Origin of the sequence: Faecalibacterium longum, from assembly GCF_040094125.1 — a bacterium.
Lineage (GTDB): Bacteria > Bacillota > Clostridia > Oscillospirales > Ruminococcaceae > Faecalibacterium > Faecalibacterium longum.
The window spans coordinates 1-14114 of the sequence record NZ_JBBNIH010000131.1 but is presented as its reverse complement, the minus strand read 5'-3'; the positions used below and the strand labels follow the sequence as shown (position 1 = coordinate 14114).

Annotated in this window: 16 protein-coding genes and 1 pseudogene; 2 read left to right on the top strand and 15 right to left on the bottom strand. The window is 53.7% G+C overall.

Annotated features, from left to right (window positions below):
* Positions 1-28 precede the first annotated feature (28 nt).
* From AAAU26_RS06920 to AAAU26_RS06850, 15 genes and pseudogenes are all read right to left on the bottom strand, one after another.
* Positions 29-1756, bottom strand: a complete 1728-nt coding sequence (locus tag AAAU26_RS06920) for an ABC transporter ATP-binding protein (protein ID WP_227619264.1) — start codon at positions 1754-1756, stop codon at positions 29-31.
* 3 nt (positions 1757-1759) lie between these two features.
* Positions 1760-3529 carry an ABC transporter ATP-binding protein gene (locus AAAU26_RS06915; RefSeq protein ID WP_227619263.1) on the bottom strand — a complete coding sequence of 590 codons (1770 nt, stop codon included), beginning with the start codon at positions 3527-3529 and terminating at the stop codon, positions 1760-1762.
* A 74-nt stretch (positions 3530-3603) separates the two neighbouring features.
* The gene (locus tag AAAU26_RS06910; protein ID WP_227619262.1) at positions 3604-4380 is read right to left on the bottom strand and encodes a hypothetical protein; all 777 of its coding nucleotides are present in this window, start codon (positions 4378-4380) and stop codon (positions 3604-3606) included.
* A gap of 106 nt (positions 4381-4486) precedes the next feature.
* Entirely contained in the window at positions 4487-5443 is a 957-nt protein-coding gene (locus AAAU26_RS06905) for a helix-turn-helix domain-containing protein (protein WP_217212157.1), read from the bottom strand.
* 467 nt (positions 5444-5910) lie between these two features.
* The gene (locus AAAU26_RS06900) at positions 5911-6657 is read right to left on the bottom strand and encodes an alpha/beta fold hydrolase (RefSeq protein ID WP_217212161.1); all 747 of its coding nucleotides are present in this window, start codon (positions 6655-6657) and stop codon (positions 5911-5913) included.
* 20 nt (positions 6658-6677) lie between these two features.
* Positions 6678-7280: an L-2-amino-thiazoline-4-carboxylic acid hydrolase gene (locus AAAU26_RS06895; protein WP_217212163.1), complete on the bottom strand. Its 603-nt coding sequence runs from the start codon at positions 7278-7280 to the stop codon at positions 6678-6680.
* A gap of 6 nt (positions 7281-7286) precedes the next feature.
* Positions 7287-7919: an L-2-amino-thiazoline-4-carboxylic acid hydrolase gene (locus AAAU26_RS06890; protein WP_158394986.1), complete on the bottom strand. Its 633-nt coding sequence runs from the start codon at positions 7917-7919 to the stop codon at positions 7287-7289.
* On the bottom strand, positions 7916-8629 hold the full coding sequence (locus tag AAAU26_RS06885; RefSeq protein ID WP_227619261.1) for a ketopantoate reductase family protein: 714 nt from the start codon (positions 8627-8629) through the stop codon (positions 7916-7918). Before AAAU26_RS06885 ends, AAAU26_RS06890 begins: the two co-directional genes overlap by 4 nt.
* Positions 8630-8632: 3 nt before the next feature.
* Complete coding sequence (locus AAAU26_RS06880; protein WP_227619260.1) at positions 8633-8842, bottom strand: ketopantoate reductase family protein; 210 nt, start codon at positions 8840-8842, stop codon at positions 8633-8635.
* Positions 8839-8952: pseudogene (locus AAAU26_RS06875) on the bottom strand (class I SAM-dependent methyltransferase); the annotation flags it as partial. The pseudogene AAAU26_RS06875 and the gene AAAU26_RS06880, both read right to left, overlap by 4 nt.
* A complete protein-coding gene (locus AAAU26_RS06870; RefSeq protein ID WP_217212165.1) occupies positions 8945-9430 on the bottom strand; it encodes a hypothetical protein in 486 nt (161 codons plus the stop codon). The gene AAAU26_RS06870 and the pseudogene AAAU26_RS06875, both read right to left, overlap by 8 nt.
* Positions 9415-10131, bottom strand: a complete 717-nt coding sequence (locus AAAU26_RS06865; protein ID WP_217212167.1) for an L-2-amino-thiazoline-4-carboxylic acid hydrolase — start codon at positions 10129-10131, stop codon at positions 9415-9417. The genes AAAU26_RS06870 and AAAU26_RS06865 overlap by 16 nt, the downstream gene beginning before the upstream one ends.
* On the bottom strand, positions 10128-10991 hold the full coding sequence (locus tag AAAU26_RS06860; RefSeq protein ID WP_217212169.1) for an MBL fold metallo-hydrolase: 864 nt from the start codon (positions 10989-10991) through the stop codon (positions 10128-10130). The genes AAAU26_RS06865 and AAAU26_RS06860 overlap by 4 nt, the downstream gene beginning before the upstream one ends.
* 101 nt (positions 10992-11092) lie before the next feature.
* On the bottom strand, positions 11093-11860 hold the full coding sequence (locus AAAU26_RS06855; RefSeq protein WP_217212171.1) for an alpha/beta fold hydrolase: 768 nt from the start codon (positions 11858-11860) through the stop codon (positions 11093-11095).
* 475 nt (positions 11861-12335) lie between these two features.
* A complete protein-coding gene (locus AAAU26_RS06850) occupies positions 12336-12491 on the bottom strand; it encodes a hypothetical protein (protein WP_217212173.1) in 156 nt (51 codons plus the stop codon).
* A gap of 759 nt (positions 12492-13250) precedes the next feature.
* On the opposite strand from AAAU26_RS06850, the gene AAAU26_RS06845 reads away from it, so the two are divergent.
* Both AAAU26_RS06845 and AAAU26_RS06840 read left to right on the top strand, forming a co-directional pair.
* A complete protein-coding gene (locus AAAU26_RS06845; protein WP_227619259.1) occupies positions 13251-13685 on the top strand; it encodes a plasmid mobilization protein in 435 nt (144 codons plus the stop codon).
* Positions 13657-14114, top strand: a 458-nt coding sequence (locus AAAU26_RS06840) for a relaxase/mobilization nuclease domain-containing protein (protein WP_349180976.1), incomplete at its 3' end; no start/stop codon positions are given. The genes AAAU26_RS06845 and AAAU26_RS06840, both read left to right, overlap by 29 nt.

Sequence of the window (14114 nt, the reverse complement as noted above, 5' to 3'; positions counted from 1 at the left end):
TTTTCCAAAATAAAAGCCGCCCTCATTCTCAGATCGTCCAATTCTGGCTTGCCGATTGCAGATCCACCATGTGGGCATACAGTCCCTTCCGGGCGTACAGCTCTGCCGGGCTGCCCTGCTCGGCCACGATGCCGCCCGACAGCACCACCACCTGGTCCGCACCGGCCACGGTCCGCATCCGGTGGGCGATGATGAGGACGGTTTTGTTTTTTATGAGCCGGGATAGAGCCTCCTGAATGGCAGTTTCGTTTTCCACATCCAAGCTGGCGGTGGCCTCGTCCAGCAGGATGATGGGAGCATCCTTCAGAAAAGCACGGGCGATGGAAATGCGCTGACGCTCGCCGCCGGAAAGAGCGCAGCCATTCTCGCCGATATTGGTGTTCCACTTGTCCGGCAGCTTCTCGGCAAATTCCTCGCAGTTTGCCAGCTTTGCCGCCGCCAGAACCTCCTCGTCGGTGGCCCCCTTGCGCCCCAGACGGATGTTTTCGAGGATCGTGTTGTCAAACAGGGTCACATCCTGAAAGACGATGGAATACAGGCTCATGAGCTTTTCCGGGTCGATTCGGGAAACCTCCATGCCACCCACAGTGATGCTGCCCTTCTGGTAGTCCCAGAACCGTGCCGCCAGTCGGGAAACGGTAGTCTTGCCGCCGCCGGAGGGGCCTACCAGTGCCGTGACCTCGCCCTGCTTCGCGGTAAAGGAGACATCCCGCAGCACCGTTTCACCGGAGTTATAGGCAAAGCCCACATGGTCGAACACGATATCGCAGCCCTGATTGGTCAGCTGCTCGCTGCCGGTCTGCAAGGGAGCGTCCAAGATCTCATTCATGCGTCCTACATTGGTGCGCATGGCAATGACCGCCGCCAGATTCTGCAAAGCCCCCTGCATGGGGTCGTACATCCGGGATGCCGCCATCAGGAACAGAAACAGGGTCAGCACGTCGATGCCGCCCTGCACCAGCAGCACCGAACCGGTGAGCGCCACCGATGCAATGCCCAGCTTGAGCACCATGCCGGCGGAGGACACAAACAGCGCTGTTTCCAGCTCTGCCACAATAGACTGCTTTTCCACTGCCCGAATTTTGTCGGAAAGGCCAGACAGATACCACTGCTCCGCATTGCTGGCTTTCAGGTCCCGGAGGGTCTCGATGTACTCCTGAATGCCGTCCGCACAGGCCATTTTCGCAGCCATGGTCCTGGCCTGCACCTTATCCTGTACCCGATAGCTGCCCACCACGATGGCAGCGGATACCGGAATGACCCACAGTGCCGCCAGTGCCATCCGCCACTCAAATGCAAACAGGCTCAGGGCAATGAGCACCGTGGAAATGAGGGAACCGAACAGACCGGGGATGAAGTGGGAGCAGTCCTTTTCCAACACCTCACAGTCCGCCATGATGGTGCTTGTCAGGTCGGCAAGGTCCCGCTTGCCAAAAAAGGACAGGGGCAGCTTCCGCAGCCGCTCCGCAAGGGTCAGGCGGCGGGTGCCGCTCTCTTTATAGGTGGTAAAATAGGTGCCGTTGTACTGGAACCATGTGGTCAGTAAAATCAGTGCAAAGCAGGCAAGGCACCCCAGCAGATAGAAGGTGCTTCTCCCGCTCGTGGAGCCTGCCAGCAGGTCTTTTACCAAAAGATACAACAGCCCGGTGGGCAGCATGAACGCCATGTTCTGGAACGCACAGGCCAGAACGCCCTTCACAAGCCCCTTTGCGCCCTCCGGGGAGCTGGCTGTGGCGTGTTGAATTTTTTCGATCATTCCTTACCCCTCCTTTGCGACCTTCCACTGCACCGACGCCTGATACTCCTGCCACATCCGGGCAAACAGACCGTTCTGTGCACACAGCTCATCCTTTGTGCCGGATTCTGCGATCTGCCCATCCTGCACCACATAGATGCAGTCGGCGTTGGCGACTGTGGACAGGCGGTGCGCGATCATCAGCACCGTTTTGCCCTTGGCAAGCTGGGCAAAGGCTGCCTGCACCTTTGCTTCATTGTCCGGGTCGGCAAAGGCGGTGGCCTCGTCCAGGATCAGGATGGGCACATTTTTCAGCATGGCGCGGGCAATGGCAATGCGCTGCTGCTCGCCACCGGAAAGATACACGCCCTTGGTGCCGATGACCGTGTGGATGCCCGCCGGGAACTTCTCCACGATATCCATGCACTGTGCAGCTTTCAGCGCCGCCAGCACCTCGGCTTCGGTGGCCTGTGGCCTACCCAGACGGACGTTGTCCAGAATGCTACCCTTGAGCAGGCGGCTGTTCTGGAATACAAAGGAGATGGTGTCCATCAACTCTTCCTTGGGGATAGCCCGCACATCCGCTCCGCCCACCCGGATGCTGCCGCTCTGCACATCAAAGAACCGGCAGACAAGGTTTGCCAGCGTGGATTTGCCGCCGCCGGAGGGGCCTACAAAAGCCACGGTATGTCCCGGCTGAATCTCCAGCGAAACGCCCTTGATGACCTCGGTTTCTCCGTCATAGCTGAAATGTACATCCTGCAACGTGACAGAGGAATCCTTCGGGTACTGCGGAACAGCCTGCACCTGCATGGGCGCCGCCTCCAGCACCGAGTCGATGCGTGCCAGCGCATCCGCCACCACCATCTTGTTCTCGCTCATATACATCATACGGGTCAGAGTCAGGGAGATCACCGGCGTGATGATGATATAGAACAGCAGGTTCAGCAGAAACTCCGGGGTGACGCCGTGGGTCGTGAACAGCAGCCCGCCCGCGATCAAAAAGGCGAACACCCCGTTGACGGCGGCGGTATAGAACATCATGGGCAGTCGCAGATCTTTGGTGTAGGAGACGACCCACTTTTCGTACTCATCAATGGCGGCCTTGAACTTTTTGAAGGAAAACACCGACTGCCCGAAGGTCTTGACCACCGGGATACCCCGGACGTACTCCACGGCCTCATTGGACATAGCCTCCAAGGCGTTGCCGTACTGCCGCATTTTTTCAGCCATCCGCTTGCCAGTCATGGTCGTCATAATGAGAAAAGCCAGCACCACCGGCGCAAGGCTCAGCAGACCCAGCCGCCAGTCGAACACAAGCAAAAGAACCAACAGACCTATGGGTGTTGCCATTGCATTATATTTGTCCGGCAGCTGATGGGCGAGAAATGTCTCCGCTGCGCCAGTACTCTCGTGGATGATCTTGCGCAGCTTACCGCTGCCAAACGTCTCCGTAAAGCCCAGCGGCAGTGTGGCAAGGTGTTCGGAAACCTCCAGCCGCAGATTGGTCGCCACTCGGAACGCCGACAGATGGGAGCACATCAGTGCCGCAATGTAAATGAGGTAAGCCAGCACCGCAAACAGCACTGCCATCCAGCCGTAATGGGGGATGTTCACCGCCTGCGCATAGTCCGGCGCGGCGTTCAGCACATCCCGCAGGATCTTCCAGATGTACACAAAGGGCACCAGTGCCACCAGCGCGCTGACCGCAGACAGCACCCACGAAGCGTAGGTGAAATATCGGTAGTTCCCGGCGTAGCCCATCAGCCGGGAAAGATCGGACTGTTTTTTCACGGAAAGACCTCCTTCAAATAATTTTTATGCAAAAATGTGCCGTGGCGTTTTTGCTCCACAGCACATTCTGCGCATTAACCTGCTAGATTTTCAGTACAGAACAGCTCAATGCAGTTGTCGATCATAGTCTGGTCGCAATCCGTAGAAATGCCAGATGCCACCCAGTAAGCATATTCGCCTGCATCGTACTGGCTCAGAGCTTCTGCATCCGAACCATAGCGAAACTCAATGTGGTAGGTTTCCGCACTGGTGTCTGGCGCGAGGAAAAAGTAGGTGAACTCGCCGGAATCGGCATCATCACTTTCAAACTCATACAGTCCATGCACAGGCTCCATGCCAATGTAGTGATAGGTATGGGAGAACAGCACATTGCCGTCCTTATCGGTGCCGGAAATGGTAGAAGTTTCACCATCGAAGGTCAAGGTCGCAAGGCTATTGGTAAAGCCGCAGAAATAGGCTCCGCCGCCGTTGGCATACGCTTTGACTGCATCTTCGCCGTAAACATCACCTGTCACCATAGAGGACAGCTTCTCAAAAGCAGCTTCGGCATTGTCCTCGCCCACGAGAGCGGTACAATCATCCAGCCATGTCTGCTTATATTCGTCCGCCAGAATCACCGGCCACAGTTCCTGATAGCTGCCTGTTAGGTCGTTCAGCAGCTGTGCAGCGGCAGCTTCGTTTTCATCCACAGCAGAAGAGGCGGTCTCTTCTACGGAAGAAACAGTGCTTTCTGCGGCAGAACTTGCAGAAACGGGAACAGAGCTCGCCGTGCCGCTGCTGCAGCCAACCAGAAGAGAAGCAGACAGAGCTAGCGCAGCAGCTGCACTCAGAATTCTTTTCATCAAACGCATTATCAATTTCCTCCACAAAATCAGAATATCGGGGTTAGCTTCAGCTAATCACGATACTGATTTTACTGGAACCGGACTTTCTGCGCAAGAACCAAATCGACAGAATCTATCCAATCGGACGCATCTTCCGATACTCCGTAGGCGTCATGCCGGCTGCTTCCCGAAATGCAGAAGAAAACTTATTCGGATTTTCGTACCCGACCCGATGGGCGATTTCAGCAACCGTGCAATCGGTTTCGAGTAGTAGCTTCTGTGCCAGCTGCAGCCGGTACTCTTTCTGATACGCATAGACCGAGCTTCCGTAAATGCCTTTGAAACAGCTTTTTAATGCCGTAGGCGAAAGGCCGACCTCCTGTGCAAGCTGTTCGATTGTACGGTGAACTGTCAGTTCCTGCGTGAGAAGAGCCGCAGCCTGCTTCACACACTCCACCTGATGCTGATTGAAATACTCTGTCTGCTGCACATCTTCCCTGTTTTTCAGCCGGGTCAGAATATGCAGCAACTCCAGCACTTTCAGCCGAAGATAGCCGGTGTCCGGCACAGAATGCGCTGTGTAAAGCTCTGAAAAAATATGGGCAATGGTCGGTTCTGACCGCAGGATACAGCAGCGGTTTTCCGTGCAGATGTACCGCCGTATGACATCAAGGTCTACGCCGTACCATTCCATTTGTTTCCGCATTTCCGGCGAGATCGCATCCAGATCCAGCAGAATGGTAATGCCGTGATAGTGCCGCAATGGGAAGCAGGAGGAGGATTTCTTGCGCGCTGCTGCACACACCGCAAAATCCCCTGCTGCCAGATAGCAGCAGCTATTTGCCCCAAAACTGCACTCGTAACGCCCAACGCGGCAGTGGTTGACCTCGATCACATTCCGCGCTGGTGCGGGAGTCTCGTCAAAGGAAACAAGATGCATATCGTTGTAGTACAGTTCTGCCCCCGAAAACAGTGGACAGATGGTCATACTCCCGCTCCCCGTTCCGTTGGAGAACACGACGGTGCGGGGCATCGCCGTGGAAGCAGTTTGCTCCGGGGGAAAATCAAAAAATGATTTATATATAGCCATTCTCTTTTCCTTAAGATTCGATTTTTCTTACTGATTCGCAGACGTGAACTGTCAAATTCCATTTCTCTGCAAAAATGTTTCCATCAAATCAAGATACCGTTCCGCCTGAACAATGAAGCTCACATGACCGCCCGGAACCGTGCGGATCTCTGCATCCAGTTTCCGGAACAGATCTGCGAACCGTTTCTGATTTTCTTTTTTGAAAATGTCATTTTCCGGGAGAAGGATCAGTATCCTCCCCCGCAGATATTCAAAATCATTTGCTCTGAAAGGCGAGTAATCCTTCAGCATATATACACACCGGAAGCTATGGATGCACTTTCTGCAAAAAACACAGACAATTCAGCAATCGCTGTCATCCTGCGAGGTGCGCAGAGTGCTTTTTCTCATACACCGCAGCCGCGATGCACCAGCGGATAAACTGCTTTGTTTCTGCTTTCTTCATTTTCTTCGCTTCCTGTTCGTAATCATAATAGCCAAAAGCGTTCCAGCTCCGACGCAAGCAGCGCTGGATGATTGATGATATCGCCATGGCCGAAACCGGTGAAGCAGCGGACGATCAGGCTCGGATATGCCGTCCGCAGCCGCTGGATGGCCTTTTTCATGTGCCCTTCTTTTTCTCCGTACCAACAGGCGACCTTTGCATCGGGCTGTACCAAAAAGTCCGTTCGATAGAGATAAAGTCCTGCCTCCCAAGTGGCCCGGACGGATTCCAAGCTGATATGATCCGGGATACGGCGGAGCATAGTCTGCATTCCCTGCTCCGTCTGCCCCATAAAGCGCAGCGCCCATGCAGGCATGTACTTTTCGTGTGCCGTTCGATATTGCTTTTGCGGCATGACCTTCAAAATCAGTCGATTCAGCACTCCGAAATCCAGATACTCCGGCCCGCTGAGGATCATCCGATCGATCTGAACGGTTGGGGAAGCCTTCAGAAAAACAGCCGGTCCGCAGCCCAGCGACTCTGCAAAAAGCAGATCCAGCCGTCCGTCAAGCTCTTTCTCAATATAACCGGCCAACTTGTCCGCCTGATTCTGGGCGGTCGTGTAGGTTGTTTTGCCTGTTCCGTCAAAGCCATCGAAGCTGACGGCATACACGCAGAATTTCCTTTCCAGCAGCGGGATCAGATCCTCAAACTGCCGCCAGCACATAAGATTTCCGTGCAGCAGCATCATGGTCTTTCCCTCTATATTGCCGAATCGTTTGATCTCCATGCCAATATGCCTCCCCGCTATTATCTGACCTTCATGCAAAAATCGCAGCGGTCATTTCCACGCCCCAGCGTCATGGTTCTCTCCCAGATCAGCTTCGGATGCAGCCCGGTATAGCTGATGTCGTCGCTGTCGCAAAAGCAGCGGCACAGCTCCGGGCAGCCGTATTCTGTGCAGGTGTCGTGATAGGGACACTCCATCATATCCACACGCCAGACGCCGTTGCCGGTCTGCAGTTCTTTTGGGGCAAAGCCCGCCGCCGGGCCGAAAACACTCCGGGTGGATTTGACGAAAACGCCGGGAACAAGGCGGTAAAGCCCCGGTATGTGCAGCAGGGCGGCAAGCTGTTTGTGGCTCGTTCTCGCCAGCCGCTCCACATAGCCGTGAACGGTTTGCAGTGCCTCCTCTTTCGGCATGACCCGCTGCAAGGTCTCGTAGGCCGCAATGCCCGGTAAGATTTGCCGCTTGAGGTGGTATTGCTTTTCCTTGCTTGCATCTGCATTTTCAGCCAGCAGCGCACTCAGGCGCATATCGAAAGCGGTGTTCAGTTCCTTTGCCTGCGCGGGAAAGCGCAGTGCCACAGTCTCCCGGAAATCACGGGAAAGATAGGTTTCCTTCCTCTTCATCGTCCGTTACCCCTTCTTTTTGTACCCGCAGTCGCAGTAGGGTCCGCCGGAGGCAAGGGTGTACTGCCGCACAAAATTTGTCACACCGCCTGCTTCGCTCATGGTGTAGTCCAGATGGCACAGGGCAGGGGTCAGGTCGTACAGCCCCAGCTCCTTCATCAGCACACAGATGCCGCATTTGGTGAAGCGTCCCTCGTAGCCGCTGCCGTCGGGATATTCGTAAAACTCCATGTTCCACGAATATGGGTTGCGGTCGGCGGCTTTCAAGGTGGCGGTCGCCTTCATGCCGGAAATATCTTTGGGGGTAAACTTGCTTTTTCCGCTCTTGCGGCAGAACCACTGCATGGGCTTTGTCATCATGGACTTTGCGTAGTAATCCGTCAGCCTGTCCACCTCCGGACGTTGCGGCATGGAGAGGATGAACGCGCCGAGCATTGCGCAGTTGACGATGTTCATCTTGAAGCGGTCCGCTTTTTCAAACTCCGGCAGCCTGCGGATGATCTGCCGGTATTGCGACTTTGCCTTTTTCGTGATGGCTCTTGCGGTGGCTGCATCATAGCCCAGCACAGCGGTCAGCTGCTTTTGAAAGGAGCCAGCAAACAGCACCCACATTCCAAAAGGCATTCCGGCATACTTCATTGCAGATACCTCCCAGCTTCCGCTTCCAGTGCCTGCCACACCGGGTAGGCTGCGCCGTTCGCATCGAAAAACTTTTTGAGATCCCGGTTCAGTGCGTTCATTTCGTCGATGGCGTTCATGGCGTGGTCGGAGGCGCAGAGTTTCCCCAGCGAAGTGGCACACATCAGCTTGAAAAAGCGCAGGCAGGTCTTGCGGTACTTTTCCCCTTCAAAATCCGCATCCTCCTTGGGCAGAATGGCGTGCCCGGCATTTCTGATGGCGCGGTATCCCTCGATGTTTGCATCCAGCAGACGGTTCAGGTATGCAGTATCTCCCCTGAGCTTTTTCAGGTCGCCGTCTGTCTTATAGCAAGCAAAAGCCGCAGGCATCACAAACGCGGCATGGCAGAGCAGATAGTCCTCCATGTTCGGCTCGTAAACAACCTTATATTTCGTGCCATAGAAGATGCGCCCGATCAACTGTTTATTGGAGGTTGCATCCGGCAGCTGTCCGATGGTGATCTTTTTCAGGTCGATGGAGACCACCCGGTCAGCCTCCCGATGCCCGGCAGAAAGCGCAAAGGAAAACAGGACGTTCTTTTCCGGCAGTGCCGCCGCCAGCGCCCTCGCCTGCACATTGTTCCCCACAAAAACGACGTTCTTCGTCCGGTTCGCCCGCAGCGTGTCCAGAACGGAATCCAGCTGTGTATAGCGCAGGACCACAAAGATCACATCTTACATTGCATCCGGTGCAAGTTCCGTCACCACCGGAATGCGGCTGACCGAAGTGCGGAGCGAAAATTTGTCCTTGATCCGCAGGCCGTTCTGCTTGATCTCCGCAGCCCAGTTTCCCCGCGCCAGCAGAGTGACATCCTTTCCGGCGCGCAGCAGATTTCTTGCTAAATTGCACCCCAGAACGCCTGCACCATATACCAGAATTTTCATAGCTTGCCTCCAAATCCGATCCTCACGATCTGCATTTTCATCCCGTTGTCCCCGACCTTGGCGAGAAACCGGAAAAAGCCGCTGACGGAAGGGTCTTTCCGATTACTGTACTGTCATCATTGCCGCCAGCACCGCCGATATGACTGCCATGCCCACCGTGCCGAACAGCCACTTTTTCTGCTTGTCTTTTGCGGTGATGTACGGCTTCAGATCTTCTGTTCCGGGGATCGTCCATGCGTTCGTGTGCCCCACCCAATAGCCGTCAACCAACAGGCGGTCCATGAGATTCATAACGGACAAGATAACGAGTAACTGCCAGAAGCCCGCCGCAAAGCTGCGCGCACCGTTTATCCCATAGACACAGACCAGCACATAGCTGATATAGCCGGGGACGCAGACGGCTTTAAAAAGTAGAGAATTGCGCTTGATTTTCTCGTGTGTTGTAAGTCCCAGTTTCACGCACCGCTGCTGCACCGCCGGGCTGTAAAGATGCACCATCCCAACAGCCCCCTTACGGATGCCCGCAGCGCAGATCAGAACCAGCAGAACTCCCAACCCAAGACCTTCCAGAATCACCTGTAAGAGCATTCCCTGTTCCTCCTGTATCCGTTTTCATCCCGGTATTCTGGATGCTCCTTTAAGTACGGATCCTTGTCGCCGCAGATGGTATAGTCGCATCGGCAGCCGTCCACGCAGGTGGTCGTCCGCACGAGCTTGGCATGGAGCAGTTCCATGGACGCATAGTCCACATTGCACAGGGCGGGCATAATGTCCGCAAATCCGAACCGCTTGGCAAATTCCGCCGCCGGACACGCCGTAAATTCATAATAGATGGGCTTGCTGTTTTCGTAAGGCGTAACATCCATCTCGTAATCATGCCATGTGTCACAGTGCTTTTGGGCGGTGCTGAATGCCCGATACATCAGCTTTTTCCAGAATGGCTTGTTGATGTCAACGAATCGCAGCTTCCGGAAGGACGGCAGGATCAGATTTTCTTCTATCTCTTCCATTTCGCGGAATGTGACCACATCCCGGCACACATCGTAAAAGCACATGATGGCGATGCAGTCGTAGGTGCCGCCTACGCCGTTGTGAAAATTCTTTTTACCGCCGAGGTCGGTGCGCCACTTGGAAAGAAGCTCTGCGTATCTCAGCTGCACCTGCCCCCAGACAGCCTCGCGCTCCACCTCCGGATAGTGCAGAGTGATTTTCGCCAGAATTTCCTTTTTGCAGGGTTTGGAATATAGCACATGGCAGCTACGGTCAATTTGTAATTCGCTGTCCTTCATCTTCCCACGCCTTTCAGAAAGCCGCTCTTTGCATTTTCTTCGGTGTCGTCCGATTCGTCGTAGGCATCATAGGGTGCCGATGGGTCGTGTACTCGTTTTTTGAATGGTGAACAGTGCTTGCCTTTGTGGGCAAACGCAAAGGCAAAATTGTCCGTCCATCCCGTGTGACCGGTGATGAAATATGGATGCAGCCCACGTGCGCGCAGTTTCCGCTCCAGCTCCGCCAGTGACTGCACAGCCAGCTTATTGTCCTCCGCCAGCGAGGAAATGAAGCTGTAGCCGCCGTCCGCGCCAAACCACAGCGTGTCGCCGGTAAAAAGGTACTTATCGTCAATGAGGTAGACCATATGTCCCCATGTATGACCGGGAACCAGAAAACACTCGATTCTGACGCCGTCAATGTCAAGTACCTGCCCATCGTGCAGCAGTACCTTTTCGTTGTTGATCGTGACCTGCGGCAATTTATAGAGATGATAGATGACTTTTCGCCGCACCTCGCCGGTGAGATACCGGTTCTCGATCTCGCCGATGTACAGATTCGCATTCCGGAACAGCCCCGGACTGTCTGCTTCCACCGCACCCACATGGTCGGTGTCCTGATGGGTGATGAGGATATGGTGTATCGACTTCGGATCAATCCCAAGCCAGCCCATTTTTTCGGCAAGGCGGTCGTAGTTATATCCCGCATCGACCATAATGGTCGTATCGCCTTTGCGGTAGAAGAAGATGTTCGCCACCCATTCGCGTACGCAGGCAACATTCTCGTCGATCCAGCCGGTGTTCAAAGGCTTGAAGATTTCCTTGCCCCGGTACATCCAGCTCATTGCTTTTCTTTGAAATTCCGTTGCTTTTTTCGACATGATTACACCTCATTTCTGTGCTGTGATGCACAGCCAGCCCTTTTTATTTTTGTGGTTCTGGATCTTACAAAATCCTGCTTGCTCCAGATACGTTTTACCGTTCACAATGCAATGCTTTTTACCAGATGCGCCCACTGCACCGGATGACAGGCCAGCAATTCCTCGTGCTGCAAGTTCTGCTCATGGAGAACAGGATGTGCAAAATGCTGCTGATACCGGACACGGTATTTTTTGCCCATCTTCAGGGCGTAAAAGATATGGATCTCGGTACCGGGCACATGGATCTTATCCGGCAGCGGAGTGATAAGATCGGAGTAGAACTGATTTTTACAGCTCTGCATGGTCACATAAGGGCGGGCATCGCCAAACATTTTCAGAAAGGCTTTGACATAATCCCCCGGCTCTTTAGCACACTTGTCCAGACGTTCTTGGAGAAATTTCGCCTTAATCTTTCCGTCCCGCACCACAGGGTAGATCAATGGCAGCAGAAAATCAGTCTGCAATCTTGCCGCCAGCGGCGATGCCTGATCCAGATCGGAGCTGCCCAGAATGCCACAGTCCATGTGGATGTTCTGCCGTGCCGCCAGCAGCCCCACAAACGAGCCGCCCAGAGAGCAGCCGTAGGCCGCCCGGATGTGACCGCCGCAGTGGGTCTTGAGGTAGGCCTCGATCTTTTCGGTCTCCTCCAGCATGGTGGGAAATTCGGTCTGTTCAGTCTCATCAAAGCCATCGTAGCTGACGCACAGCACCCGGAAGCTGTCAGCCAGAAGCGGGATCACGGCACCGAAATTGCTTTTCCAATGGCAACAGGTGCCCGGCAGCAGCAACAGCACCGGGGCATCCTCTGCACCAAAATAGTAGATCTTCATCCTGATACGCTCCTTCTCTATTTATTTTCCACCTGTAAATAGAAGAGATATATTTCTTCGTATAGGGCAGAGTTTAGAGTTAGGTGGAACTAACTTTTGGTCTTATAAAAAGCCGCTTCTCAGCGGTCCTTCTGCCAAAATAATACGCCCTGCCGTCTCCTCTGTCAAGGAGTTTAGCCATTTTCGGAGATTTTGAAAAAGATTTCGTTATTGGAGCCTCCCCTGCGGCATAGAGGAAGCAAAACGTTTCCCGCATCGAAAAAAATTCGCCCCTGTAAACTTGTCTGTCTCTGCTTGACAACGCCCGGTGGGAGTGCTATTTTTACTTCGTGAATTTGTTTTGCCTAACCATCTGAGGGGTTTTTTCCCTGCATTTTTTTGCATCGATTGTTAGACAATGGTCAAAAATGCAACATCCTGTTGCTGCCGGCAATAGAAAGATCTACCGCAGACAGAAAATGGGGTTTGTTCTGATTCACATAGCGTATTTTTTCCCAAAGCTACAAGATGTGTCATACTTTTCTTGCTTCACTTCAATAAATTTTTCAAAACCCTCTTGACGCATTTTACATGCCGTGGTATTTTTCTTGTAAATCCCATTGATTTTGTGGATTGGTTCAAATTCATCCACAAGATGTGGTCGTGTTCATTTTGAACACAGCCACAGAAAGTGGTTGGTTATCACCGTGAGACCCACCACTTCCGTGAGGAAAAGTCCACGAAGAATTTACCGCCCCGCAACACACCCGATTCATTTTGCCGCCGATTCCCCCGACAAAATCCATCGCTGCGCTGCGTGGGCGGTATTTTTCTTTTTCACAAATAAAATCTTATGTGGTTGTACAATTCTCCGAAATTCTCTTTCGGTTGTTGGCAGCACAGCCTCAAAGCGTTATTTTTGTGCTTGAAAGAAGCAGAACGTAGTGTCCGCACTGCGCCCAGCTTTCTTCATACTGTACCTTGAATCCTTCATAAGCCGTCCGAACGTGATACCGTGCCATGACCTCACACTTTCCGTGAGCGAGCCGGACAACGCCGCTGCATAAACAGGGGCAGGAACTTCGTTCGGGTCAAACGGCGATCCCATCACATGAGCAGAGCCCCGCTACTTATTTTTTGCGTCTTAACAATTCGGAAACAATTACCCAGAAACGGTTTTGAGCGCAGCGGTAGAGGGCAAGAACCGTCCTGTGGCCACAAATTTTCAATTCTTGAAAATCTTGTGTTCCACCGGGACTTCACTTCTGCAATGCGTCTGCATTTCCGAAGTGATCTTGTTGGGGCGTGCCTGCCCCAAACCCTGCTCATATTCGCACCTTGCGGTGCGAAAGAACGGCGTGTCGTGCTTACATAACTTCACCGAGGAGTTATCGAACAGACAGGAGGTTCAATGAACAAAACGAATGTCAAAGCGAATCCCAGCACGACCCACCGCCACGACACGCCGAACAACAAAACGCACATCATCAAGTTCCGAGTGACGGAAACTGAAAAGATGGAACTCCAATGCACAGCAAAACTCCTTCATCTCTCCCTGTCCACCCTCATCCGCCGTGCGCTGCACAGTGCGAAGATCGAGCGCACTGTTGTCGTTACCGGCGGCGGAGAAGAAACCCTGACTGCCGTTTCCACCCTGCTTGCCCAGTGCAGCAGGGTGGGCGGAAATTTGAACCAACTCGCACGACACTTCAACTCCGGCGGCGCAGACACTGAACAGCTGCGGGCGAAACTCCTTGAAGAACTTGCAGACCTGACCGCATTTCGGCTGCACGCCGAGAAAGTTCTGGGTGAACTGTATGGCAACGCTCAAGCATATCGCCTCTAAGAACTCGGACTACACCGCCATTGAAGCGTACCTGATCTACCAACACGATGAGTTCACCGGAAAGCAGCTTCTGGATGAACAGGGCAAGCCGAAGCTGCGGGAATCCTACCTGCTCGACACCCTTGAGTGCGGTGATTTCTCATTTGCAACGGCCTGTCTGCTGGCAAACCGCAAGTATGGCAAGAACACCCAGCATGGTGATATTAAAAGCCACCAGTATATCATCAGCTTTGACCCAAGAGATGCAGCCGACAACGGCTTGACCATGGAAAAGGCACAGGCACTTGGCCTGAAATTCTGCGAAGAAAACTTCCCCGGTCATCCCGCCATCGTCTGCACTCACCCCGATGGGCACAACCATTCGGGAAATATCCATGTCCACATCGTAATCGGCAGCATCCGAACACGAGAGGTGGAACGCAAGCCCTA